Genomic DNA, 25,195 nt, shown 5'->3' on the forward strand with positions numbered 1-25,195 from the left:
AACGAACGACACCTGCTAAATTGCCTTTGCACGGCCGTCACACTTCCTCGCCGTGCAAGCTCAATTACTTGCCCGCTTAAGTTGAATCAACTTGGCAAGCCGCTGCAATGGCGTGCGTCACCCATTTGTTACATGGGGATGCTAGGCGGGCAGGAATTTCCAATAAAGGGGATTCGATTAGATGCCGCTTGCTAGACAATCCAACGAACTGTCCCCGCGCAACGAGAAACTCAACAAGGCGGTCCGGCAAAACAGGCTCCTTTCGAAAGCCGGCCTTTCGGAACGCCTCTTCGCCCATGTCTTCAAGGGGCTGGTCTATCCGCAAATCTGGGAAGACCCGGAGGTGGACATGGAAGCACTGCAGATTCTGCCTGGCCACCGGATTGTCACCATCGCCTCTGGCGGCTGCAACGCCATGTCCTACCTGACGGCCGATCCGGCCAGCGTCGAAGCCGTCGACCTCAACACCGCGCATGTCGCCTTCAACCGCCTCAAGCTTGCAGCAGTTGCCCGCCTGCCCAATTACGACGCCTTCTACCGCTTCTATGGCACGGCCGACGACAGGGCCAATCTTGCTGCCTATGAACGTTTCATCCAGCCGCACCTCGACGCGACGAGCCGCGCCTATTGGGAAAAGCGCATGCTTTCGGGCCGGCGCCGGATCACCATCTTCTCACGGGACCTCTATCGGCACGGGCTGCTCGGGCTCTTCATCGGCATGGGGCATCGCATTGCCAGGCTGTATGGCATCGACCCGCGCGATCTGCTCAAGGCATCCACCATGGAGGAGCAGCGCGCCTATTTCGATACGGCCCTCGCCCCGCTCTTCGATAAGCGCATGATCCGCTGGGCGACGAAGCGGAAGTCGTCGCTGTTCGGACTAGGCATTCCTCCGCAGCAATATGATGCGCTCGCCACCGCCGGCGATGGCAATATGGCGCAGGTGCTGCGCGGCAGGCTGGAAAAGCTCGCCTGCGGCTTTCCGCTCTCGGAAAACTATTTTGCCTGGCAGGCTTTTGGCCGCGGCTACAGCGACAATGCCGAGACCGGCCCGCTGCCGCCCTACCTTTCCCGCAGCAATTTCGCCACCGTGCGCCACCGGGCCGGCCGGATGAGCGTCGTAAATGCCTCCTTCACCGAATTCCTCGCGGCAAAACCCGACGCCTCGGTCGATCGCTTCATTCTTCTGGATGCGCAGGACTGGATGAACGACACCCAGCTCAACGAACTATGGGCAGAGATTACCCGCACCGCCGCGCCGGGCGCACGCGTCATCTTCCGCACGGCGGCCGAACCTACGATCCTGCCTGGCCGCGTCGACGATACGTTGCTCGAGAGATGGGACTATCAGGAAGAACTTTCCCGCGCGCTGCACGAGCGCGATCGCTCGTCGATCTATGGCGGCTTTCACCTCTACCTTCGCAAGGACCGCGCCTGATGTTTGCCAAGATTGAACACGGCCCGCTGATGGACCGGGTGTACCGGCATCAGCGTCACTTCTATGACGCTACCCGCAAATACTACCTGCTTGGCCGCGACCCGATGCTTGCCGGGCTCACCCCGCCAACGAGTGGCAGTATCCTGGAGATCGGCTGCGGTACAGGCCGCAACCTGGTGCTTGCCGGGCGGGCTTATCCTGAGACTTCGCTCTACGGCATTGATATCTCCAATGAAATGCTGGCAACGGCACGCAAGAAGATAGCTGCGGCAGGAATTGGTGATCGCGCCACGCTCGCCTATGCCGACGCGGCAAAGTTCGAACCTGAAGCGATCCTCGGGCGACGCGAGTTCGACCGCATTTTCATCTCCTATGCCGTATCCATGATCCCGCAATGGCAGGCGGTGATGCGCGAAGCGATCAACCATCTCACGCCGGGTGGCGCGCTGCATGTTGTCGATTTTGGCGATCTGCGCGATCTGCCTGCCTTCGCGCGGCGTGGGCTTTACAAATGGCTCGAATGGTACCACGTGACGCCTCGCAACGACCTGTTCGATGTTGCAGGCAAGATCGCCCTGGCCGCCAATGCGCAGGCCGAAATCCATAGGCTATATCGCGGCTTTGCCTGGATTTCAGTAATCCGCCGTCACGCCTGACCTACTGGCAAAGGTCGGCTTTGGGGCCGGCCGAACCCGGGCCCGCGAGGCAAAAGAGCATTGACATTTCCGCAGCCGAACGCCCGCTTTGCGGGTTCTCTTCGCCGCTATCGCCGCTTGTCGGTCGCTTCAACTCGCAATCATCGCGCAGCAGGCACATGACCGGGATGCGTGCCATCGCAACGGCAGCCCTCTGCATGCCGGCGGGACCCGAGAAATCTCCGGCATTGCGCACGCGGTACCACTGGTGGACCCGCGAAATGCGAAAGAAGGCGCGCGGATTTGGCAGGACTGCGAGCCGCGAGCGCAAATCATTGTCGGCGAAGAGATCGACGACCTGGCCGTCATAGGGCTCGGCCAGGCGCCGATTGTTGGAAACGAAGGTGGAATCGAAGGTAACCGCCGCAGTACATGGAAACGCTGCCGCAAGGTGGCGCGCAAGTCCGCCGCCAAGCCCATGCCCGACGACGATATATTCGACCGGCAGGCCCGCCGATCCGCTTTGCGCCTCACGGCGGATACGCGAAAACTCCTTGCGCACAGTCCGGTATTGATCCCACGGATTGATCATCTGGGTAAACAAGGTGTTCTCGCTGATCAGATCCGGCAGGTTGAACGCGCTGTCCTTGCCTCTGATGACGAGCATTACCGAAAGCCGCACCGGGCTGCGCTTGTAGAAAAGCTCAGCGTAGAACCCACCCGGCCGGATGATCGGCCCGCCCTGCGGAGCCCAGCCGAATATTTCTGGTTTGAGATTGAAACGGTCTCGGTTCGATGGCGCGTAGACGTTGGAAGCGTAAGCGGCATAGATGCCGAAATAGTCGGAAATCAGCTCGTTGTCGTAATCGGGGTACCCTCTATAGTTGCGCCAGAAACTCGGTATTGCCGGGCGAACGCAACTGCCGGACTGGCTGACGGATATCGCCAGATCATCCCTGTTGATCGTAACCCACGATGCGAAAAAGGCATTGGCGAGCGCAACCAGCGCGACAAGAAAAACCAGCAAACCAAGTTTTCTCATCGTCCCGCCCCTCGCACCAAACGCTGTTTGCAACGAGTATCACGGCTTAAGATTCGATGCAGCATGCAAAAATATGCAATCAGAACAGCATCGACGAGGCGCGCTCACGCTCATCATCTGTTAAGCATAATCGCGCATCTCTAGTGGATGAGCACTGATCCCGCCACGATTCGATGATGGACCGTAAATATATGAAACGACTTGCAGCAGGTTTGCTGACTGTTCTTCTGACCGGCTGCACGACCGTCGACTATGATTTTTCCGATGCCAAACAGACAAGGCCTGTCCAGCAGATCGCCGCGCCGACAGGCAACGTAAAGGCGCCGCGCTTCGGCGACCGCGATCCGCACGACTGGACCGGGAAGACGCCCTGGCACTATCCAATCCACGGGACGGACATATCGAAATATCAATCTACGGTTGATTGGCAGACCGTCCGGGCCAATGGCATTTCCTTCGCCTTCATCAAGGCGACCGAAGGCGGCGACCGGGTGGATGACCGCTTCGCCCAGAATTGGGCCGCGACGCGCGCAGCCGGCGTTCCACGCGGCGCCTATCACTTCTATTATTTCTGCCGCACGGCAAAGGATCAGGCCAAGTGGTATATCCAGCACGTCCCGAAGGACCCAAGCGCCTTGCCGCCGGTCCTCGACATGGAGTGGAACGCCGCCTCGCCAACCTGCAAACTCCGGCCCAATGCCGCGATCGTGCGCAGCGAGATGAAGACCTTCATGGATATCGTCGAACGCTACTACGGCAAGCGTCCGATCATTTATACGACGGTCGATTTCTTTGACGACAATGACCTGCGCCAATTTGTCGGCTATCCCTTCTGGTTGCGCTCGGTAGCCGGGCATCCCGACGAGAAATACGGGTCGCACCCCTGGACCTTCTGGCAATATACCGGCACCGGCTCCATCCCCGGAATGCGCGGCGATGCGGACATCAATGTCTTTGCCGGAAGCGAAAAATCCTGGAAAGAGTGGCTGGTGCGCAACAAGGTGCAATAAAGGGCAAGGCCCCCGCCCTGTTTCGCGATTCTTTGACTTCACCTCAACTGCATATTCGTGCATTAGCAGGGCATCTGCGCGCTTGGGCGTGCCCGTTAGAACGAGATTTCCCTGATGAACAGACTTTCGACTGCCCTTGCCGCTGCCGGCCTTCTTCTGACATCGAGCGCGTCCTATGCGCTGGATCAGGTAGCGCCTGCGCAGACACCGGCTGAAAAGCCTGCTTGCGGCGGCGAACTCGAACCCTGGTTCAACGGCCTTATTGCCGAAGCCCGCAGTGCCGGCGTAGGGGAACGTGGGCTGAACGAGCTGTTGAAGGCTTCGCTCGACGACAAGGTCCTGGAGCGCGATCGCGCACAGGGTGTCTTCAGCCAGACATTCCTGACTTTCTCCTCGCGCATGGTCTCCGATTACCGGTTGAAGCAGGGCGCAGCCAACCTCAAGAAATATGCCTCGACTTTCGCCGAGGCCGAGCAGGAATACGGCGTGCCCGGTCCGGTCATCGCCGCATTCTGGGGTCTCGAGACCGATTTCGGGGCAGTCCAGGGCGATTTCGACACACTGAATGCACTGCTTACGCTCTCGTTCGATTGCCGCAGGCCCGAACTCTTCCGGCCGCAACTGATTGCGCTGTTGAAGCTCTTCGACAACGGCGTCGTCGATGCCAAGACGACCGGCGCCTGGGCCGGCGAAATCGGGCAGATGCAAATGCTCCCCACCGACTATCTGGAACGCGGCGTCGATGGCGACGACGACGGCAAGGTCGATCTGAAGCACAGTGCGCCGGACGCGATCATGACCGCGGCCCGCGTCCTGCGCGATCTCGGCTGGAAGCGCAGTGAACCTTGGCTCGAAGAGGTCAAGCTAACCAAGGATCTGCCTTGGGAAAACGCCATCCGCACCAACCGGCTGCCGCATTCCAAATGGTCGGAGTGGGGCGTGACCGGCATGAATGGTCCTCTCGGGCCGGATGATGGCGATGCTTCCCTTCTGCTGCCTATGGGCCGCAAGGGACCAGCCTTCCTTTCCTATGCCAATTTCGACGTGTTCGTCGAATGGAACAAATCCATCATCTACGCCACCACGGCGGCCTATTTCGCCACGCGCCTGGCGGGAGCCGGACCGCTGCAGGCGACGACACCTGAAGTCGGGCTCAACCCCGACCAGATGAAGGAACTGCAGAACAAGCTTGCGGCACGCGGCCACGACATGGGGCCGAAGATCGACGGCGTGTTCGGCATCCTGACGCGCGATGCCGTGAGAGATGAGCAGATCCGCCTCGGCATGCCCGCCGATTCCTGGCCGACGCCGGAATTGCTCGGCAAGCTCTAAAACGAAGCGCTATTGCGGCGGAGCCATCGTTTCGAGGGATGCGAAGCCTTCCGGCTCGCTGCCTTCATCGAAAGCCGTATCGACTTCGACAAACGTGTCCGGATAAAATCCGTTGAAGCGCGTGCGAAGCGATAGGGAATAAGCGCCGATATGGCCGATCTCGATCCAGTCGCCCGTTTCGACGGTCGCTGGCAACCAGAAAGGCCGCGACAGAATATCGACGGAATCGCACGTAGCGCCGCAGACGCGGAACGGTACGATCTCCTCCACATCCCCGTGCCGCAATTTCTTGGCAGGATCGGGGATGAAGCGCGCCGGCAGCGTGATCTTGCCCGTCCATGAATCCGATAGCGACGCCCAGATACCATCATTGATATAGAGCCGCCTGCCCTTGCGCAGGAGCACCCGCACGATGAGCGAGAAGGCACGAGCGACAATGACGCGGCCGGGTTCGGCCACAAGCGGGAGATCGCCGAAGCCGTATTCCTTGATATCGCCGCGCAGGCGCGACATCAGTTGCCCGAGCGAGGGCATTTCCACATGCTTGCGCTTCGGATCGTGGCCATATTCGGCCGGAAAGCCGCCGCCAATATCCAGCCCCGCGAGCGGGACGCCGGCGCGATTGCGCACCCAGTCAGCGGAGCGCAACGCATTCTCATAGGTATCGGGATCCTCGATCTGGCTGCCGACGTGAAAACACAAGCCGACCTTGTAGCCGATTTTGTCCGAGCGCTGCAGGAGCTCGATGGCATGTGCGGGCGCCGCGCCGAACTTCTTCGAGAGTTCATAGGCGGCATGGCCCTTGGTTTGCAGGCGAACATAAAGCGTAATACTGGCCGGATCGATATCGAGCGCGCGGACGATGCGCGTGATCTTGGCGATCTCGTCCTCATGATCGACGGCAAGGACGCGGATGCCATAGGTTTCCAGAGCAAGGCGAATGTCAGACTGCGCCTTGATCGGATGCATGTAGAGCATCTGCGCATTCGGGGCGACCTTGCGAACGGCCGCGAATTCGCCGGGGGAAGCCACATCGAATGTGCTGACGCCATTGCGCGCCAACGTATCGAGAACGAGATCTTCGCCATTTGTCTTGACCGCATAGGCTGTCTCGCCCGGGAACATTTTCATGAACCGGTCCGCATCCTTGATGAGGACATGGGGACGAAAGCAGTAGACGGGTTGATCGGGCCGTAAGGTAAGCGCTGCTTCACGGGCCGAGGCGAATCGTTGCATCTTGTCGTTCTGCGTCATACGAAACTCTTAGCAAGCGAACGTGACGGACGAAAGTCGCTTCTTGTCCGGCAGGAATCGGGTGGCCTTGATCCTGTTTTGCCGTGAATGTGGAACGCCGGGCAGGCTTCTGGAGGAATTGAAACCTTGTCATCCCAAACCATCGCACCAAGACCCCTTGCCATGACAGGCTTCGCCTGGGCGCAATTGTTTCTTCTCGGCGCTATCTGGGGCGGCTCGTTTTTCTTCGCCCGCATCGCAGTTCAGGTCGTCCCGCCGCTTACCCTTGTGCTCTTTCGCGTCGCCATAGCCGCCCTTGCTCTTCATCTCTATTTGCTTGCACGCGGCATCAATTTCTGGAGCTACCGGCAACACGCGCTCAAATTTGCCGGGCTCGGCCTGCTGATGAACGTCATACCGTTTTCATTGTTGTTCATCGGCCAGACGGCCCTTGGCGCTGGAGTGGAGGCCATCCTCAACGCAACGACTCCGATCTGGACTGTCGTTGTTGCCGCGTTTCTAACAGTCGATGAAAAGGTCACCGTCAACAAGATCGCCGGCATCCTGCTCGGCATTGCCGGCATCGTTACTCTCATTGGTCCAGGGGCGCTGACCGGGTTGGGCGGACCGCTATGGGCGGAAATGCTGGTGATCGCGGCAACGCTGTCCTACGCCTTTGCGGGCATTCTCGCCAAGCGCTTCAAAGGCGTTCCGCCAACCGTCACCTCCACTGGCCAGATGACCGCGGCGACGTTGATCATGATACCTATTGTCCTGTTCTGGGACGGCGTCCCGCAGGTCGCCACGATCGATGGCGGAGTTTGGGCCGCGATCCTCGGTCTTGGTCTCCTGTCCACTGCCTATGCCTATATCCTTTATTTTTCCATCGTGCAGACGGCAGGCGCGACCAACGCTTCGCTCGTGACGCTGATTGTCCCGGTCAGCGCCATCCTGCTTGGAACAATTTTTCTTGGCGAACGGCTCGCCGCGCATGATTTTCTTGGGATGGGGCTCATCGCGCTCGGACTGTTGACTATTGACGGCCGCCTGATAACCGCAATGCGAAAACGGTAAAAAACCTAAAGTTTTCAATAAAGCGACATATCCACGAACGGGCCAATTATGGCCCAATTGTGGCTGAAACGGGCCTCTGCGCCCTTTAGTGGCAAAAATGCTGCAGTGCAAAGATATGCCCCATATCGGAACATTTTATCGTGATCTCGAATTTTTTTGCCCTGTCAAATGTGTTTCATTTCAGAAACTTAGGTTTATCAGGCAAAAATTTTCTCACCCCGGCGTCATGAGACCGTAATATTTGGGCTTTTTCTGTGGCAAATTTGCGCTATGCTAAATCGGTTAACTGCAGGAGACAAACGATGGGACTAACTCGATCGATGAATGTCCTTATGATCTGTGCAGCGTTCGCATTTATCGGTGCAATGGTCGTAGGACTCATCCCCTGAGTAAATACAAGAGCGCTACGTAGATGGTCTCTGACCGTTAAGTAGGTGAAACATGGAGCGGCCCGATCATGGCAGTCGGGCCGTTTCCCATTTCAGAGCCGGGCATTATGCCGCGGCACCGGCCAAATTGGCCTCAACGACATTGCTGCCCGGCCGAATTCCGATGAGATGGCAGATGGCAAAAGCAAGGTCGGCCCGGTTCATCGTATAGAAGTGGAAATCCTGCGCACCCCTTTCGACGAGGTCGAGCACCTGTTCGGCGGCGACTGCAGAAGCGACAAGCTGGTGCGTCTGCGGGTCGTTCTCGAGACCCTCGAAGCGCTCGGCCAGCCAGTTGGGAATGTGCGTGCCCGCCTTCGAGCAGAAATTCGTCACCTGCGTGAAATTGTGGATGGGCAGGATGCCCGGAAGGATCGGAATATAGATACCGGCACGGCGAACCTTTTCGACATAGCGCTCGTAGAGATCGTTCTCGAAGAAGAACTGGGTGATCGCCCGTGTCGCGCCATTGTCGACCTTGCGCTTGAGCATGTCGATGTCTGTGGCGAAATCCGGGCTTTCCGGATGCTTTTCCGGATAGGCCGAAACCGAGATATCGAAATCGGCAAAGGCTTTCAGCCCGGCAACGAGATCAGCGCCGTTCTCATAGCCGCCGGGTGTCGGCTTGTAGTGCGAGCCTACGCCGCTTGCCGGATCGCCCCGCAATGCAACGAAGCGCTTGACGCCCATGGCGGCAAACTCGCGCACCACCGTATCGACTTCCTCCTTCGTCGCATCGACGCAGGTAAGATGCGCAGCGGCATTGACGTCTGTTTCCGTCAGGATGCGGTTGATCGTGCGGGCGGTGCGCCCGCGCGTCGAACCGCCGGCACCGTAGGTCACCGAGACGAATTCAGGGTTGAGCGGCGCAAGGCGCGTCACCGTCTCCCAAAGCCGTTCCTCCATGACTTCCGTCTTCGGCGGGAAGAACTCGAAGGACACACGGATATTGTGACCGATATCGGGGCGGCGCGATTGGCGAAAGAAACTCATCAGACACTCTCCGTGACGCGGGAGGTTAAATCGGGATCTGCAATCAGCAGGCGCGGGTCGCGTGCCAGCCACAGTTTGACGGTTAGTTTGTTCTTGTCTTTCGGTTCAAGTTCCGTGCTCTCTTCGAGCATCAAACCGGCTTCCGTAAGCCATTCGCGCATCTGCGCATCGCTGAAGCCGAGACGCATATGGGCATGGTTGTCGCGCAGGAACTCAAGTTCGTGCGGAGCAAAATCGACGATGAGCATGCGCCCGCCTGCCCGCAATGCACGTGCCGCTTCGCGGATTGCTTCGGCGGGGTTATCGAGGAAGTGCAGAACCTGGTGGACGGTAACAAGATCAAAGGATTCCCGGTCTACCGGCAGGGAATAGACATCGCCATGGCGCACCTGCGCATTGGTGATCCCGTCGCGATCGAGATTGGAGCGAGCAACCGTCAGCATATCGCGGTTTATGTCGATACCGACGCCGCGAATATAGAGCGGCGAGAAGAGTTCAAGCAGACGGCCCGTCCCCGTGCCGACATCGAGCATCGCCTGAAACGGCTTGCGGCCGACGATCTTGAGGAGCGCTGCTTCCACCGCGCCATCCGGCGCGTGCAACGACCGGATCATATCCCAGCTCGTTGCATTTGCGCTGAAATAGGCGGCTGCGCGTTCGCGCCGCTGCAACTTCACCGAGGAAAGTCGCTCGAGGTCGCGTTCGAGCAAAGGATCGGAAAAATCGAGGCGGTCGAGCAACGACCGGGCGATGTCACCGACGATCAGCGAGTCGGCCAGGCGGAAATAAGCCCAGGAACCTTCCTGGTATCGATTGATGAGGCTGGCCTCGAACAGCAGCTTCAAATGCCGCGACACGCGCGGCTGCGACTGGCCGAGGATGGAGGTAAGATCGGAAACGGTAAGGTCCCCGCGTGACAGCAGCGCGAGGATGCGCAGGCGGCTCGGCTCGGCTGCCGCTTTCAGCGTATCGACCATCAGGTCCAGGTTGAGATCACGCTTGTCCATGCTTCCAATCCTCAAAAGACATAAAGATATGTTTATGTGACAAACGCCGCATAAGCAAGTTGTTTTTGCCGTTGACGACATTTTTTGCCGCGCCTGAAATAGGACGAGAATCGGCTAGGATAGCGGCATGAGCATCGGAACGAACCGCCAGCGCGCCATCAATAAGGCTTTGACACTTCTGCTACCGGCCGTACCCTATTCGGATTCCGAGCCGATCCGCGCCGCCGCGAATGCCCCGCACATGAAGACGCTGCCGCCGCCGATTGCGGTGTGGCTGGCGACGGTCGCGCATGTCCGCCACCAGCATACGGATTACGATGTGCTTCGTGACGACGGTTACGACAAGGAGTCGGCGCGTTTCTTCGTGCTGGAAGCGATCAACCGGAAACTGACGGAGTGGCGGGCGACACGCCTGCTCGATCCGGATGAGGATGATCCGAGCTGAGCGTTTCTGGATCATCGCATCCACTCCAGCGGTCCCGAAATATGAGTTCATCGAGCGGCAGTCGCTTGCGCCATCCGCGCTGCTCAAGCTCCGGCGCCTGGTAGAGCTCATCCACGTAGCCGACGCAGAGATAGGCGACGATCTCGACATGCGCGGGGATGCCGAGGATTCGGCGCATGTCGGCATCATGGTAAATGCTGACCCAGCCGACGCCGATGCCCTCGGCGCGCGCTGCAAGCCAGAGATTCTGCACTGCGCAGACGGTACTGTAGAGGTCCATCTGACGGTTATGGGTGCGGCCAAGGACGACGCGCCCGCCACGGGTGCGATCGCAGGTGATGCAGATGTTGAGCGGCGCCTTGAGGATGCCTTCGAGTTTCAGCGCAGCATAAAGCGCCTGGCGATCGTCAGTGAACATTGCCCTCGCTTCCTCATTGGCGCGGGTGAAGGCCTGGTGCACCTCCTGCTTGCGCTCGGGATCGCTGATCAGGATGAAATTCCAGGGCTGCATGAAGCCGACCGAGGGCGCATGGTGGGCCGCATCGAGCAGGCGCATAAGCACATCGTCGGGTATGGCCTTGGGAAGAAACTGGTCGCGCACATCGCGGCGCGTATGGATGGCTTTGTAGACCGCCGCGCGTTCATCTTTGGAAAAATTGTCGGCGGCAGTCGGACCATGGCATTTATCGTGCATTGTTTGCTCCCAACAACGCTTGAAACTCTCGCCGCTGTCCACGCGGTTCGAGCTATGAGGTCCGGCCGGTCTTCTGACTGAGGTTCAACTGAGCCGCGCGCCTTCCGGAAAGTTCCGTGGCAAATGCGCGTCCATCCCCCTTACAGCGTTGGGCACGTGCCGGATTTTCACCGGCTTCCCGATTCTCCCGCAACGCTTGCCGCAGGCACCGGACCTGCCTGATCATTCGCCACAATTCCCGGGCGCGCGCAAGCCTCAGGGGCGATAAATCCATTGTTCGGGAATGCGCACATCCACCTTTTCGCCATTACCGATCGTTCCGGGCTTTTCGACCCAGGCGACGATGCCGCGCATCCGCCGCGAGACCCGAACGAAATCGAGCGCAGTCGCGGTATGGTCGGCCGTTCCCGCATGTTCGCCGATCGAGCGCCCGGCAATCTTGCAGGGCGCGTTCTGGCCGTCGACCTTCAACGTGACACCACCCTCGAAAAATATCAGCGTCCGTGGCGGCAGCATCGAAAGCGACGGGATCCCGTCGATCAGCATGTTGCCGCCGATCCACTCGGCCCTGAGTTCGGCAAGCCCCATGCCGGCTGCAACTTGTACGAGTTCGTCCGGCGCAAGAATCGAGAGTTGCCGCTCGTTACGCATTTCGGTGCCGCGCGGATACCAAGGCTCGCGACCGCCGGATTTCCGCGTCGGACCGGCATGGAAATCACCGACAATTCCGTCGAAAGTAACCCTGAGTTCCGCCGACGGCGCCGTCACGAAATCGCCGGCGCGTGCCTCGAACAGGCCGCTGACACGCCCGCTGAGCTTGCGCGCGGGCAATATCTCGGGGCCGGTTGAAAAAAGGTCGTTCATAAACGCTCCTGAAAATATGCGCCGTGAAAGCCGCCGCATTTTATGAAAAACTGCGGGCAACACCAGCAAATATCCCTGATGAATCTGTCAAAAAGAGTCATGAGAATTCGGTGAACTATTGCGGCTCGGCAATACCTTGCGCCTATGGCATGCTACAACCCACTGGAAAGGCGAATCGTCTCCGATTGACAATCGTTATGTGTTCTGCTTTCGTTCTTTTCTCACCGGAGGTTTGTCGTGAACGCTGAAGTTATGGACGCAGCCATAGATTTGGCGAAACGAACCGCAGGAAAGCGTTATCACACCGTCCTTGCCGATCCGCCGTGGCGTTTCACCAATCGCACCGGAAAGGTCGCTCCGGAGCACAAGCGCCTGTCGCGCTACGGCACGATGACGACCGACGACATCTGCGCCTTGCCGATCGCCGACCTGACGGCGCAACCTGCGCATCTCTACCTGTGGGTGCCGAATGCGCTGCTGCCGGAAGGGCTGCGGGTCATGCAATCCTGGGGATTCGAGTACAAGTCGAACATCATCTGGCACAAGGTGCGCAAGGATGGCGGCTCTGACGGGCGCGGCGTCGGCTTCTATTTCCGCAACGTCACCGAAGTCTTGCTCTTCGGCGTTCGCGGCAAGAACGCCCGCACACTGGCGCCGGGCCGCAGCCAGGTGAACTATCTTTCGTCGCGCAAACGCGAACACTCGCGCAAGCCCGACGAGCAGTACGATCTGATCGAAAGCTGCTCGAAGGGTCCCTATCTCGAACTTTTTGCGCGCGGGACCCGGCCAAACTGGACCTATTGGGGCAATCAGGCCGACGAAGACTACAAGCCGACCTGGAAGACCTACGCCTATAATTCGGCGGCGGAGGCCGCGGAGTGATCGAACGTCACCACCGATGAAGGTATGCCGATAAGGACAAGCGGGCATGGGTTGCCGACGCCGCGCAAGACGCGGTCGCGCAGCTTGCGCCAATGGGTCGTCGCCTCGCCGAACTTGTCGCCGACGAATGCATCCACCCATGCTTGCCGGAAGTCGCCGGTCCGCTCGGCCCTTGTCAGGATCATTTCGCGCTGACGCCGCGTCGGAACGTAATTGAAGCTGTCGAGCTGGCCGAGTTCATCGACCGCCCTTTCATCTGCGAAGCGGCGCAGGATCGTCCGCATATCGTTCTGAAGGCTCTCGCCGCGGGTAATAAGCCCGCCGACGGAAACAGCGCCCTCGGCATGCAGCCGCTTGAAGCTTTCAAGGTCGCGGTCGAAGAAGGGGTCCTTGTTGTTCCACTCGATTTCGAGCGCGAACACCGAGCCTTGCGGCCCGAAGGCCTTCACATGATCGATTTCATGGGAGAGGGAGGCGACCTCCCTTTCCTCATCGAATTCGGACCAGCGCACGGTCTTGCGAACGCGGATATTGCGCTTGCTCCAGCCCCGTTCGGCGAGACCACGGCGCAGGCGCTGCGTCAGCCGCGCCTCGCCTCCCCCGCCCGCGACAATTTCGGTGACGGGGATCGTCAGATCGAGCAGCACCGTTTCGAGATCGTTCTCCGCGCCGGCCATGTCCATGGTGACGATGGCTTCGGCGTGGTGAAGCGCCAGTATATCAAAACCTCGTTCCTTTAGCCGCTCGAACATGCGGCCTTACCGCGTCAGGCGCTTGTAGGTGGGACGCTTCGGATTGACACTGTCCGGGCCGAGGCGGCGGATCTTGTCGTTCTCATATTCCTCGAAGTTTCCTTCGAACCATTCGACGTGGCTATCACCTTCAAAGGCAAGGATATGCGTCGCAAGACGGTCTAGGAACATGCGATCGTGGCTGATGATCACGGCGCAGCCCGCATACTTTTCGAGCGCATCCTCGAGCGCCGAAAGCGTTTCGGTGTCGAGATCATTGGTCGGCTCGTCGAGAAGCAGGACATTGCCGCCGGACTGCAGCATTTTGGCAAGGTGCACGCGATTGCGCTGACCGCCCGATAGATTGCCGACTTTCTGCTGCTGGTCGCCACCCTTGAAATTGAAGGCAGAGACATAGGCACGCGAATTCATCTCGTGCTTGCCAAGCTTGATGATGTCGTTGCCGCCCGAAATCTCTTCCCAGACGTTCTTGTCGCCCTTAAGGTGATCGCGGCTCTGATCGACATAGCCGAGATGGACAGTGTCACCGATGCGGATCGATCCGGAGTCCGGCTTCTCCTGGCCAGTGATCATCTTGAACAGCGTCGTCTTGCCGGCGCCGTTCGGACCTATGACGCCGACGATGCCACCCGGAGGCAGCTTGAAGGTGAGGTCCTCGATCAGGACCCGGTCGCCGAAAGACTTGGTGAGGTTCTCGGCTTCGATCACCACCTGCCCAAGGCGCTCGCCTGCTGGAATGATGATCTGGGCGTCGCCCGGACGCTGGTCATTGGCCGCATCGACCAGTTCGTCATAGGCCTTGATACGGGCCTTGGACTTGGCCTGGCGTGCTTTCGGGCTTGCGGCGATCCACTCGCGCTCGCGCTCAAGTGCCTTCTGGCGCGAAGCCTCTTCGCGGCCTTCCTGCTGCATGCGCTTCAATTTGGATTCGAGATAGGCCGAGTAGTTGCCCTCGTATGGGATGCCGCGGCCGCGATCGAGTTCGAGGATCCAGCCGGTCACATTGTCGAGGAAGTAGCGATCGTGGGTGATGAGGAGGACGGCGCCGGGATATTCGCGCAGGTGCTTTTCAAGCCATGCAGTCGTTTCGGCATCGAGATGGTTGGTCGGTTCGTCGAGAAGCAACAGGTCAGGTTGCGACAACAAAAGGCGGCACAGCGCGACGCGGCGGCGTTCACCGCCGGATAGCTTGCTGACATCGGCGTCGCCCGGCGGGCAGCGCAACGCCTCCATCGCCATCTCGACCTGCGATTCCAGATCCCAGAGGTTCTTGGCGTCGATGATGTCCTGGAGCTTGGCGCCTTCATCGGCGGTCTCGTCGGAATAGTTCATCATCAGTTCGTTATAGCGGTCGAGGATCGCCTTCTTGTCGGCGACACCCTCCATCACATTGCCCATGACGTCCTTGCTGGCGTCGAGGGCAGGCTCTTGCGCGAGATAGCCAACCGTTGCTCCATCAGCAAGCCAGGCCTCCCCGGTGAACTCCTTATCCGTTCCCGCCATGATCTTGAGGATCGTCGACTTACCGGCGCCGTTCGGGCCGAGAATGCCGATCTTGGCGTCGGGATAGAAGGAGAGATGAATATTCTCGAGAACTTTCTTGGTGCCATAGGCCTTATTGAGACCGGCCATATGATAAATGAATTGGCGTGCCATAACGCGCGTCACTCCGATGTTCGTATTCGTGTGAATGAAGTTGCGCCGTATTTAGGGGAAAGGCGCTCCGGTGGCAATGCGCGGGCGTTTTATTTCGCGGCCCGGCCCGCACCTCACGCTGGTTTCAGATAATACCTGTCCCAAAATGAGCGAAACCGGGCGCGGATATTTCCGTCACCCGGTTTCCCCTCTGGTGCCGCATTCGGGGAGCGTCCTCGTCTCCCTTGAACGGCCATGTAACTGGCAAGATGGGCAGCTCGATCATCTGCAAAAGCGACGAAAGGTCAGAACCCGTTTCTTTCGGAGTGAAGTTCTGCGGCATGTTTTTATCGATTGCAAGTGGTTTTGCAAAAGAAAGTTGCACAAAGTTTTATCTGTTTATTTAATAGGCAGCTCCGCGATAATTTGGGCGATATTGATATGGACTTATTCCGCATTGACTAATCGCGCGCCACCCTTTCAATTGCGGGCGGGAGGCTGCGAATGGCATTCAAAGATGTTGAGACAATACGCACTGCGACGGGGGCCGCGCTTGCCGTTCGGGTCTCCCAGGCAGAAGCGGAGCCATGCGGCATTGTCCAGATTTGCCACGGCGTCAGCGAGCACTCCTTGCGCTATGCCCGTTTTGCGCAGTTTCTGAGCGCAAGGGGCTTTCACGTTTATGCCCATGACCATCGCGGCCATGGTCTGACCAAAGCGCCGGGAGCCCCTGCAGGACGCTTTGCCGAACAAGCCGGGCGCCAGCATGTGCTCGACGATGTCGACGTCGTCAACCACCTCGCCCGCAACCGGAATCCCGGAATGCCGCTCATCCTCTTCGGCCATTCAATGGGCGGGCTGGTTGCGCTCAACTATATCCTGAAGCACCCCGAGAATGTCAGCGGGGCCGCAATCTGGAACGCCAACTTTTCAACGGCGTCCCTCAATCGCCTTGCGCTCGGTATTTTACGGGCAGAACGGATGCTCCTCGGTTCCGACGTCCCGAGCATGATCCTGCCAAAGCTTACCTTTCGCGACTGGGGCCGCAGGGTCAAGAATGCCCGCACGGCTTCCGACTGGCTATCGCGCGATCCTGACGAGGTGGATGCCTATCTCGCCGATCCGCTTTCGGGCTGGGACCCGACGGTCAGCATGTGGCGCGACATTTTCGACTTCATGAACGTCGGTACCAACGATGCTCTTCTCGCCACCTTGCGCCGCAACTTGCCATTCAATCTTGTCGGCGGCGCCGAGGATCCGGCAACAGCGAAAGGCAAGTCGATCAAGGACCTCGAAGAGCGTCTCCTGCGCCTCGGTTTCACCGACGTCGAAAGCCGGATCTATCAAGACACGCGCCATGAGGGCCTCAACGAAATCAACCGTGACGAGATCATGCAGGATTTTGCGTCCTGGGCGCTGCGCGTCGCCCAACATTCAACGAAAGAACTGGTACGAAACTGATCATGCCTGATGCACCCCTCAAAGGTATCCGTGTCGTTGAACTTGCCCGCGTACTGGCGGGACCCTGGGCCGGACAAATCGTCGCGGACCTCGGCGCCGATGTGATCAAGGTGGAAAACCCTGCCGGCGGCGATGAAACGCGCGGCTGGGGACCCCCTTTTATCACCAGCAGCGAGGGGGAGAACCTTTCCGCCGCCTATTTCCACGCCTGCAATCGCGGCAAGCGTTCGATTACTGCCGATTTCGCGACGCCCGAGGGACAGGAGACCGTGCGCGCGCTTTGCCGGACGGCAGATGTCGTTCTTGAGAACTTTAAAGTGGGCGGGCTACGCAAATACGGCCTCGACTATGAAACCCTCAGCGCCGACAACCCCAAGCTGGTCTACTGTTCGATCACCGGCTTTGGCCAGACTGGTCCCTACGCGGCGCAGGCGGGCTATGATTTCATCATCCAGGGCATGTCGGGGCTGATGTCCGTCACCGGCGAGCCGGACCGCGAACCGCAAAAAGTCGGCCTCGCCGTCGCCGACGTCTTCACGGGACTTTATTCGGTGATCGCCATTCAGGCCGCGCTGGCGCATGTCGCCAGGACCGGCGAAGGCCAGATGATCGACATGGCGCTGTTTGACGTCCAGTCGGCCGTCATGGCCAACCAGGCCATGAACTACCTTGCGACCGGCAAGAGCCCGCACCGGATGGGAAATGCCCATCCGAATATTTCGCCCTACGAGGTGGTGCCGACAGCGGATGGGCATATGATCCTTGCCGTTGGCAATGACGGTCAGTTTGCCCGCTTCTGTTCGATCGTCGGCCTCGATGCGCTGGCAAGCGATCCGCGATTTCTGACCAATCGTGCCCGCCTCGAACACCGCGCGGAGTTGACCGCATTGATCCGCGCCGAAACGGCAAAGCGGAGCCGGGCGGAATTGCTCGAGGCCTGCGCCGGCAATGCCGTCCCCGCCGGCCCCATCAACGGGATTGGCGAAATGTTCGACGACCCGCAGATCATCGCGCGCCAGTTGCGCCTTGACCTTGAAGATAGCCTCGGCAGCACTATCCCTTCCGTGCGCACGCCTATCGTCATGTCCAAGACCCCCCTGCAGTACGAGCGTCCCTCGCCCCGCCTCGGCGAACACAGCGCCGACATATTGAACGAATTGAAGGATATTACCGATGAAAACCGGCGGTGAACTGATCGTTGAAGCTCTGGTCGCCAATGGCGCCGAGCGGCTCTTCTGTGTTCCGGGCGAGAGCTATCTTGCGGTGCTGGACGCGCTCTACGACGCCAATATCGGCGTGACGGTGTGCCGGGCCGAGGGCGGGGCCGCGATGATGGCGGACGCCTGGGGCAAGCTCACGGGCAAGCCCGGTATCTGTTTCGTCACCCGGGGTCCAGGTGCAACCAACGCATCCCCCGGCATCCACATCGCCATGCAGGATTCGACGCCGCTAATCCTCTTCATCGGCCAGGTGCAGCGCGACGCCCGTGAACGCGAGGCCTTTCAGGAGGTCGAATACCGCCGCTTTTTTGCTGACACGGCAAAATGGGTTGCCGAGATCGACGATGCCCGCCGCATCCCCGAGTTTGTCACCCGCGCCTTTGCCGTTGCGACCTCCGGCCGTCCTGGGCCGGTCGTACTTGCGCTGCCCGAAGATATGCTCACCGACAAGGTGGAAGCCGTCGCGGCGCAAGGCTGGCAGCCGGTTGAAACCGGCCCCTCCGCTGCTGTTATCGAGAAACTCGCCGATCTTTTGCAAGGCGCCCGGAAGCCATTCATGATTCTTGGCGGCTCGCGCTGGAGCGAGCAAGCGGTTCATTCAATCACGCGCTTTGCCGAAAAATGGCAGCTTCCGGTTGGTTGCTCGTTTCGTCGCCAGATGCTGTTCGACCATCTCCACCCCAATTATGCCGGCGATGTCGGCATCGGCATCAATCCGGCGCTGGGCGCGCGGGTCAAGGAGGCCGACGTTCTGCTCCTCGTCGGCGGCCGTTTCGGTGAAATGCCGTCCTCAGGCTATACGCTGATGGACAGTCCCTACCCGAAACAGATGCTGATCCACGTTCATCCGGATGCGGAGGAACTCGGGCGGGTCTATCGCCCAAGCCTTGCCATAAATGCCGCGGCCGATGCCTTCGCGGCCGTGGTGGAACACCTTGCGCCACCATCGCATATCAACTGGCCGGGCGAAGCCGAAACGGCGCACCAATCCTATCTTGGCTGGTCGACGCCGCCGCAGACCGGCCCGGGCAAGGTTGCGATGGGGCCCATCATGACCTACCTCGAAAGCGTCCTTCCGGAAGATGCGATCATGACCAACGGTGCGGGCAACTACGCCACCTGGCTGCATCGTTTTCATCGTTTCCGCCGCTTCGGCACGCAAGCTGCCCCGACTTCCGGCTCGATGGGATACGGCTTGCCGGCCGCTGTCGCCGCCAAGCAGCTTCACCCGGACCGCATGGTGGTGTGTTTTGCCGGCGACGGATGTTTCCTGATGAACGGCCAGGATTTCGCAACCGCGGTGAAGTATGATCTGCCGATCATTGTCCTCGTCATCAACAACAGCATTTACGGCACGATCCGCATGCACCAGGAGCGCGAATATCCGGGGCGCGTCTCAGCCACCGAACTCACCAATCCCGATTTCGCGATGCTTGCCCGTGCCTTTGGCGGCCATGGCGAGACTGTCGAAACGACGGATGCTTTCGAAGCGGCATGGCAACGGGCAGTTGCCAGCGGCAAGCCCGCCATCATCGAAATCCGGCTCGATCCGGAAGCAATCACGCCGACAAGGACATTGTCAGACATTCGCGATAAGCGGTGATCAGCCCGGGCGATGCGTGAATTTGAGGTATGGCAAGCCGGTGCGTTCAATGTTATGGAGCGCGCCTGATGAGACAATACGAAAGCGTCTGACTTGAGCAATCCGGCAATCACCATCGTTATTCCCTGCCGCAACGAGGCCGCCAATCTAGCCTTTCTCCTCGATGAAGTGGATGCCGCCATGGATGGCCGCAGCTACGAGGTCATTGTCGTGGATGACGGCTCGACGGATACCACCGGCGACGTGCTCGCCGGCCGCATCATGGCAGGCAAGCCGCTGCGCCATGTGCGCCATGACAAATCCGCCGGCCAGAGCGCCGCGGTTCGTTCAGGCGTCTTCGCCGCCAAGGGCAACGTCGTCGTGACCATGGATGGCGACGGCCAGAACAACCCTGCCTATCTGCCGCAGCTTGCCGATGCCCTTCTTGAAGCCGGTCCAAGGACTGGCATCGCTGCGGGCCAGCGCCTGAAGCGCACCGACACCAAGCTCAAGCAGTTCGCCTCGAAATATGCCAATCGCCTGCGCGGTGCGATCCTCAAGGACAACACGCGCGATTCCGGTTGCGGCCTGAAAGCGCTGCACACGCAGATCTTTCGCGAACTGCCCTTCTTCGACGGCTGGCACCGCTATCTGCCCGCCCTCGTCATTCGCGAAGGCTATGGCGTCGTCCATGTCGACGTCGTCGATCGCGAACGGCGGCACGGCAAGTCCAACTACGGCATTCTCGACCGCGGCCTGCGCGGCATTCTCGATCTATATGGTGTCTGGTGGCTGAGAAAACGCCGCAAGACTGTCCCAACTATCACGGAGATCAGCCATGGCTGACGCTATAACCAATTGGCTGCACTCGGTATTCGTCGCGCAGTTCGATGCCTGGGTCGTGCTCGGCTTCTTTGCGCAGGCGTGCTTTACCATGCGCTTCGTCCTGCAATGGCTGGCATCGGAACGTGCAAAACGCAGCGTCGTGCCTGTCACGTTCTGGTTCTTCTCGCTGTTCGGCGGCGCGCTGCTGTTTGTCTATGCCATCGTGCGCAAGGACCCCGTCTTCATCGCCGGACAAGGCCTCGGACTTGTCGTTTACGTTCGCAATCTCTGGCTGATCGCCAATGAGAAGAAAGCGATGACGCAAGACTCGTGAGCGCATTGGCGAGCCACATAGAGACAACGCCTGCCGCCACAACGCCGCGGCGGTTACGCCTGAGCCACTATCTGCTGCTGGTCTTCATCTGCATCGTTTCGTTCGTGCCGGGCATCGCCTCGATCCCCCCGCTCGACCGCGACGAGTCGCGCTATATCCAGGCCACTCACCAGATGGCGGAAAGCGGCGACTATGTCGATATCCGCTTTCAGGACGCCTCGCGCTACAAGAAGCCGATCGGCATCTACTGGCTGCAAAGCGCTGCCTTGAAGCTGACCGGCTTTGACGACAAGGCGCCCGCCTGGGCCTACCGCCTCGTCTCGGTGGCTGGCGCGACCGTAGCCGTGCTGGCAACCGCAACGCTCGGCGCTTTCCTCTTCGGGCAGAGCGCCGGTCTTCTCGCCGGGATTGCCCTCGCCTCGATCGTCATGCTCGGCTTTGAAGCGCGCGTCGCCAAGACGGACGCCACGGTGCTTGCAACGGTCGTCATTGCACAGGCGGCGCTCGCCTTCATGTGGATGGCGAGCCGCAGGCAAGCGGCCGAGACCTGGGCGCCCGCGCTTACCTTCTGGGTGGCGACGGCTGTCGGCGTGTTGATCAAGGGACCCATTACGCCTTTCGTCAGCCTGCTCACGATGGCATCGCTCAGCCTCTACTACCGCGAATGGCGCTGGCTGAAGCGGCTGAAGCCCCTTGCCGGCATCCTCATCCTGCTTGCGATCGTCCTGCCTTGGCTGATCATGATCACCATGAAAAGCGGCGGCGCCTTCTTCAACGAATCGGTCAACAAGGATTTCCTTTCCAAGGTGGGTGACGCGCAGGAAAGCCATGGCGCACCGCCTGGCTATTTCGCCCTGATCTTCGTCTTCTTCATCTGGCCGTTCGGCGTGCTGGCAGTCCGCGGCGGCCTGCAGGCGCTGGGGCGCTTGCGCGAAGATCCGCGCCTTGCCTTTCTCGTCGCCTGGTACGTGCCGTTCTGGCTGGTGACGGAATTGATCCCCACCAAACTGCCGCACTATGTCCTGCCCGCCTATCCAGCGCTTCTCCTGATCATGGCCTGGGCTATCGACACCGGGGTAGCATCGGGGCCGTATCAGGGCAAATGGCAGATCTGGATCGAACGGCTGACCCTGCTCGGCCTTGCCGCCGCAACGCTCGCGCTTATGGGCGCAGGCCTCGTCCTGCCTTACGTGATGACAGGCTCCTTCTCGCTTCCCGGCATCATCGCCTTCTTCACAGCGTTCGCCGCGGGGCTCTTCGCCAGCGGGCTCATCCTGAATCACAACTTGAAGGGTGCACTGCAAGCTTCTGCAACCTTTGCTATAATTACCCTCGGATTGCTCACATGGGGCGTCGTTCCTGCCCTGACGCCAATGTGGCTTAGCCCGGCCATCGCCGATGCCTACAAGGCAGCAAAGCCCTGCCCGGACAGCGTTCTGGCCTCCGCCAGCTATGCCGAACCCAGCCTCGTCTTCCTTGCCGGCACGAATACAGTGCTGACCGACGGCGCCGGAGCCGCCCAGCATATTATGGCCGATCCGAAATGCGCGATTGCAGCAGTCGATGAAGGACAGCGCAACGGCTTCATCGCCAGCCTGCCGGAGGGCGAGAAATCCGTCGCCGCCATCGCCACCGTCTCCGGCATCAACTACAGCAAAGGTCGGCGCACGACGGTGACGTTGTATAGGGCTGCGCCCTAACCACAACCCTTTTGGGGAGCGGCTACGGTCAAAACGTACAAGATCGGCAAGTTCTGGGAGAGAACACCGTTTCCGCTAGAGCTTCAAGGCTGAACCTTAAGTGGCTCAATTTGCTCTGCCGATCAGCGGCCGCCCCACGGAATGGTACTCGAGGCCGGTGCCGTCGAGGTCCTGCCCGCTATAGACATTGCGCAGGTCAAACAGGATGTTCCCATCCATCAGGCTTGCGACTCGCTTCAGGTCGAGGGCCCGGTAGACGTTCCATTCGGTGAGAAGCAGCGTAATCCCCGCCCCTTCCACGGCCTCATAGGCCGACTTGCTCCAGTTGACGCCGCTCAGCACCTGTTCGGCGGCGGTGCGCGCCTCCGGATCATGCGCCCGAACTGTCAGCCCCGCTTTCTGCAATAGCGGAATGATATCGAGTGCCGGAGACTCGCGAATATCGTCGGTATTCGGCTTGAAGGCGATGCCGAGGACCGCGACGCTCTTCACGCCGTGCTTCTGCGCGGCCTCTATCACCCGCTCCGCCATGGAACGCTTGCGCTGCTCGTTGATCGAGACCACCTGCTCGATCAGCGTTTGTGGCGCGTCAAGCTTGCGGCCTGTGGCGGCATAGGCGCGCGTATCCTTCGGGAAGCAGGAACCGCCGAAGCCAGGCCCGGCATGCAGGAATTTCGAACCGATGCGATTGTCCATGCCGATTGCGCGGGCGACGTCCTGAACATTGCCGCCGGCCTTCTCGCAAAGGTCGGCGACCTCGTTGATGAAGGTCACCTTCATGGCAAGGAAAGCGTTCGCGGCATATTTGATGATCTCGGCGTTTTCGAGCGTCGTGACGATCATCGGCGTCTCACGTAGGTAAAGCGGGCGGTAGACCCGCCTCATCGCGATCGCACCCGCCTCATCATGCACGCCGACGACCACACGGTCCGGCCGGAGGAAATCTTCTACAGCAGAGCCTTCGCGCAGGAATTCAGGGTTCGATACCATCGAGAACGCAACGCCCGGCCTTGCCTTGGCGATGCGCGCCCGCACATCGGCATTGGTGCCGACGACGACGGTCGACTTGATGACGATGACGGCATCGGGTTTCATCGCCGCTGCGATCTCGTCTGCGGCTGCATGGATATATTGGAGGTCAGCCTCGCCATCACCGCGGCGCGACGGCGTGCCCACGGCGATGAAGATGACATCCGCATCGGCAACAGTCGTCGCAAGATCAGTGGTGAATACGAGACGTCCGTCCTTGGCATTACGGTCGAGCAGATCGTCGAGCCCCGGCTCGAAGATCGTGACTTCGCCGGCCTGCAGGCGCTCGATGATCGCGGGGTTCTTGTCGACGCAGGTGACTTGGAAGCCGAATTCGGCAAAGCAAACACCCGATACCAGACCGACATATCCGGTCCCGATCATCGCAATCTTCATTGAAAGGCTCCAATCAGCATAACTCTGGCGCAGACATTTCGCATATTAGCGCTGCGCTGCCAATCGCCTGTGACGCTGACGGCCCAGGCGATTGCAAATGGCGGGCATCAATCCATTTTCACGGGCTTGCGCTCAGGACCCTTGCGTTCGGCCGAAGCTGCCCAGAGATTGATATTGGCGTCGTTGGCGTAGCTGTCGATTTCCGCGAGCTCCGCATCGCTGAATTCGAGATTGTCCAGCGCCTTGACGCAATCGACGACCTGCTGCGGCTTGCTCGCCCCAATCAGCGCCGTGGTGATACGTCCCTTGCGCAGAACCCACGCCAGCGCCATCTGCGCCAGCGTTTGCCCGCGCTTTGAGGCAATGGCGTTGAGCGCGCTTATATTCTTGAGGTTGCGGTCACTCAAAAATTCCGGATTGAGGGATTTGCCCTGCGCAGCGCGGCTCTCTTCAGGAACGCCCTTCAGATATTTGTCAGTCAGCATGCCCTGCGCCAGCGGCGAAAAGACGATGGACCCGATGCCAAGTTCTTCAAGCGTGTCGATCAGGCCGTCATCTTCGATCCAGCGGTTGATCATCGAATAGCTCGGCTGGTGGATGAGGCACGGCGTGCCAAGCTCTTCGAGGATGGCCTCCGCCTCGCGCGTGCGCTTTGAATTATACGAGGAAAGACCGACATATTGCGCGCGCCCGGACCGGACAATGTGATCGAGCGCCATCATCGTTTCTTCCAGCGGCGTATCCGGATCGAAACGGTGCGAATAGAAGATGTCGACATAGTCGAGACCGAGGCGCTTGAGGCTCTGGTCGCAGCTCGCGATGATGTATTTGCGGCTGCCCCACTCGCCGTAGGGACCGGGCCACATATTGTAGCCGGCCTTCGAGGAAATGATCAGTTCGTCTCGGTATCCCTTGAAATCGGTTCGCAAGATTTCGCCGAACGCTTCCTCAGCCGAGCCCGGAGGCGGTCCGTAATTATTGGCGAGGTCGAAATGGGTGATGCCGAGATCGAAGGCTTGACGGCAGATCGCCTGCTTGAGCTGATGCGGGGTGTCGTTGCCGAAATTGTGCCACAGGCCGAGCGAAATGGCCGGCAGCCGCAGACCGCTCTTGCCGCAGCGATTATATTTCATCTTGTCGTAGCGCTTGGTATCCGGTGTCCAGCCCATCGTCGTCGTCCTGCC

Annotated in this window: 23 protein-coding genes and 1 riboswitch; of the genes, 13 read left to right on the top strand and 10 right to left on the bottom strand. The window is 59.8% G+C overall.

Annotated elements, in window-relative coordinates; all coding sequences use genetic code 11:
- The first annotated feature begins 181 nt into the window (after positions 1 to 181).
- Together AC1DNI_RS09395 and AC1DNI_RS09400 are read left to right on the top strand one after the other, a co-directional pair.
- Entirely contained in the window at positions 182 to 1,438 is a 1,257-nt protein-coding gene (locus tag AC1DNI_RS09395; protein ID WP_477691687.1) for a BtaA family protein, read from the top strand.
- On the top strand, positions 1,438 to 2,094 hold the full coding sequence (locus AC1DNI_RS09400; RefSeq protein ID WP_477691688.1) for a class I SAM-dependent methyltransferase: 657 nt from the start codon (positions 1,438 to 1,440) through the stop codon (positions 2,092 to 2,094). Before AC1DNI_RS09395 ends, AC1DNI_RS09400 begins: the two co-directional genes overlap by 1 nt.
- A 1-nt stretch (position 2,095) precedes the next feature.
- Here AC1DNI_RS09400 and AC1DNI_RS09405 read toward each other — a convergent pair whose 3' ends face one another.
- A complete protein-coding gene (locus AC1DNI_RS09405) occupies positions 2,096 to 3,115 on the bottom strand; it encodes a hypothetical protein (RefSeq protein WP_228017965.1) in 1,020 nt (339 codons plus the stop codon).
- A gap of 191 nt (positions 3,116 to 3,306) precedes the next feature.
- On the opposite strand from AC1DNI_RS09405, the gene AC1DNI_RS09410 reads away from it, so the two are divergent.
- Positions 3,307 to 4,125, top strand: a complete 819-nt coding sequence (locus tag AC1DNI_RS09410; protein ID WP_027231922.1) for a glycoside hydrolase family 25 protein — start codon at positions 3,307 to 3,309, stop codon at positions 4,123 to 4,125.
- 114 nt (positions 4,126 to 4,239) lie between these two features.
- Positions 4,240 to 5,457, top strand: coding sequence for a lytic murein transglycosylase (locus tag AC1DNI_RS09415; protein WP_477691689.1), 1,218 nt, complete (start codon positions 4,240 to 4,242; stop codon positions 5,455 to 5,457).
- 9 nt (positions 5,458 to 5,466) lie between these two features.
- Here AC1DNI_RS09415 and AC1DNI_RS09420 read toward each other — a convergent pair whose 3' ends face one another.
- Entirely contained in the window at positions 5,467 to 6,693 is a 1,227-nt protein-coding gene (locus tag AC1DNI_RS09420; RefSeq protein WP_153669476.1) for an alanine racemase, read from the bottom strand.
- Between the two features lie 180 nt (positions 6,694 to 6,873).
- Here AC1DNI_RS09420 and AC1DNI_RS09425 point away from each other — a divergent pair, with 180 nt between their 5' ends.
- Entirely contained in the window at positions 6,874 to 7,764 is an 891-nt protein-coding gene (locus tag AC1DNI_RS09425; protein WP_091923638.1) for a DMT family transporter, read from the top strand.
- Positions 7,765 to 8,258: 494 nt separating this feature from the next.
- Here the strand turns inward: AC1DNI_RS09425 and metF are convergent, their stop codons facing one another.
- Positions 8,259 to 9,185, bottom strand: coding sequence for a methylenetetrahydrofolate reductase [NAD(P)H] (metF, locus tag AC1DNI_RS09430; RefSeq protein ID WP_477691690.1), 927 nt, complete (start codon positions 9,183 to 9,185; stop codon positions 8,259 to 8,261).
- Positions 9,185 to 10,192: an ArsR/SmtB family transcription factor gene (locus AC1DNI_RS09435; RefSeq protein WP_027231927.1), complete on the bottom strand. Its 1,008-nt coding sequence runs from the start codon at positions 10,190 to 10,192 to the stop codon at positions 9,185 to 9,187. Before AC1DNI_RS09435 ends, metF begins: the two co-directional genes overlap by 1 nt.
- A gap of 127 nt (positions 10,193 to 10,319) precedes the next feature.
- Here AC1DNI_RS09435 and AC1DNI_RS09440 point away from each other — a divergent pair, with 127 nt between their 5' ends.
- On the top strand, positions 10,320 to 10,637 hold the full coding sequence (locus AC1DNI_RS09440) for a DUF2293 domain-containing protein (RefSeq protein ID WP_091923644.1): 318 nt from the start codon (positions 10,320 to 10,322) through the stop codon (positions 10,635 to 10,637).
- Here AC1DNI_RS09440 and bluB read toward each other — a convergent pair.
- Both bluB and AC1DNI_RS09450 read right to left on the bottom strand, forming a co-directional pair.
- Positions 10,570 to 11,331, bottom strand: coding sequence for a 5,6-dimethylbenzimidazole synthase (gene bluB / locus AC1DNI_RS09445; RefSeq protein ID WP_477691691.1), 762 nt, complete (start codon positions 11,329 to 11,331; stop codon positions 10,570 to 10,572). The genes AC1DNI_RS09440 and bluB overlap by 68 nt on opposite strands.
- A 46-nt stretch (positions 11,332 to 11,377) precedes the next feature.
- Positions 11,378 to 11,559, bottom strand: a riboswitch (cobalamin riboswitch).
- 27 nt (positions 11,560 to 11,586) lie between these two features.
- Positions 11,587 to 12,195, bottom strand: coding sequence for an MOSC domain-containing protein (locus AC1DNI_RS09450; protein WP_477691692.1), 609 nt, complete (start codon positions 12,193 to 12,195; stop codon positions 11,587 to 11,589).
- A 237-nt stretch (positions 12,196 to 12,432) separates the two neighbouring features.
- Between AC1DNI_RS09450 and AC1DNI_RS09455 the strand changes: the two genes are divergently transcribed.
- The gene (locus AC1DNI_RS09455; protein WP_228017962.1) at positions 12,433 to 13,077 is read left to right on the top strand and encodes an MT-A70 family methyltransferase; all 645 of its coding nucleotides are present in this window, start codon (positions 12,433 to 12,435) and stop codon (positions 13,075 to 13,077) included.
- Here AC1DNI_RS09455 and AC1DNI_RS09460 read toward each other — a convergent pair.
- Together AC1DNI_RS09460 and ettA are read right to left on the bottom strand one after the other, a co-directional pair.
- Entirely contained in the window at positions 13,047 to 13,829 is a 783-nt protein-coding gene (locus AC1DNI_RS09460) for a BglII/BstYI family type II restriction endonuclease (protein WP_036814458.1), read from the bottom strand. The genes AC1DNI_RS09455 and AC1DNI_RS09460 overlap by 31 nt on opposite strands.
- Positions 13,830 to 13,835: 6 nt before the next feature.
- Positions 13,836 to 15,485, bottom strand: coding sequence for an energy-dependent translational throttle protein EttA (ettA, locus tag AC1DNI_RS09465; protein ID WP_477691693.1), 1,650 nt, complete (start codon positions 15,483 to 15,485; stop codon positions 13,836 to 13,838).
- A 483-nt stretch (positions 15,486 to 15,968) separates the two neighbouring features.
- On the opposite strand from ettA, the gene AC1DNI_RS09470 reads away from it, so the two are divergent.
- The 6 genes from AC1DNI_RS09470 to AC1DNI_RS09495 all read left to right on the top strand — a co-directional run bounded on the left by AC1DNI_RS09470 (position 15,969) and on the right by AC1DNI_RS09495 (position 22,586).
- Positions 15,969 to 16,925, top strand: coding sequence for a lysophospholipase (locus AC1DNI_RS09470; protein WP_477691694.1), 957 nt, complete (start codon positions 15,969 to 15,971; stop codon positions 16,923 to 16,925).
- 2 nt (positions 16,926 to 16,927) lie between these two features.
- Entirely contained in the window at positions 16,928 to 18,115 is a 1,188-nt protein-coding gene (locus AC1DNI_RS09475; RefSeq protein WP_477691695.1) for a CaiB/BaiF CoA transferase family protein, read from the top strand.
- The gene (locus AC1DNI_RS09480; protein WP_477691696.1) at positions 18,099 to 19,748 is read left to right on the top strand and encodes a thiamine pyrophosphate-binding protein; all 1,650 of its coding nucleotides are present in this window, start codon (positions 18,099 to 18,101) and stop codon (positions 19,746 to 19,748) included. Before AC1DNI_RS09475 ends, AC1DNI_RS09480 begins: the two co-directional genes overlap by 17 nt.
- A gap of 93 nt (positions 19,749 to 19,841) precedes the next feature.
- Positions 19,842 to 20,573, top strand: coding sequence for a glycosyltransferase family 2 protein (locus AC1DNI_RS09485; protein ID WP_027231937.1), 732 nt, complete (start codon positions 19,842 to 19,844; stop codon positions 20,571 to 20,573).
- A complete protein-coding gene (locus tag AC1DNI_RS09490) occupies positions 20,566 to 20,886 on the top strand; it encodes a lipid-A-disaccharide synthase N-terminal domain-containing protein (protein ID WP_027231938.1) in 321 nt (106 codons plus the stop codon). The genes AC1DNI_RS09485 and AC1DNI_RS09490 overlap by 8 nt, the downstream gene beginning before the upstream one ends.
- Positions 20,883 to 22,586, top strand: a complete 1,704-nt coding sequence (locus AC1DNI_RS09495) for an ArnT family glycosyltransferase (protein WP_477691697.1) — start codon at positions 20,883 to 20,885, stop codon at positions 22,584 to 22,586. Before AC1DNI_RS09490 ends, AC1DNI_RS09495 begins: the two co-directional genes overlap by 4 nt.
- Before the next feature lie 105 nt (positions 22,587 to 22,691).
- Here AC1DNI_RS09495 and AC1DNI_RS09500 read toward each other — a convergent pair whose 3' ends face one another.
- Together AC1DNI_RS09500 and mgrA are read right to left on the bottom strand one after the other, a co-directional pair.
- A complete protein-coding gene (locus tag AC1DNI_RS09500; protein ID WP_477691698.1) occupies positions 22,692 to 24,011 on the bottom strand; it encodes a UDP-glucose dehydrogenase family protein in 1,320 nt (439 codons plus the stop codon).
- Between the two features lie 107 nt (positions 24,012 to 24,118).
- Complete coding sequence (mgrA, locus tag AC1DNI_RS09505; protein ID WP_477691699.1) at positions 24,119 to 25,180, bottom strand: L-glyceraldehyde 3-phosphate reductase; 1,062 nt, start codon at positions 25,178 to 25,180, stop codon at positions 24,119 to 24,121.
- Between the last annotated feature and the right edge of the window lie 15 nt (positions 25,181 to 25,195).

It is taken from the genome of Phyllobacterium sp. 01N428 (assembly GCF_056399405.1).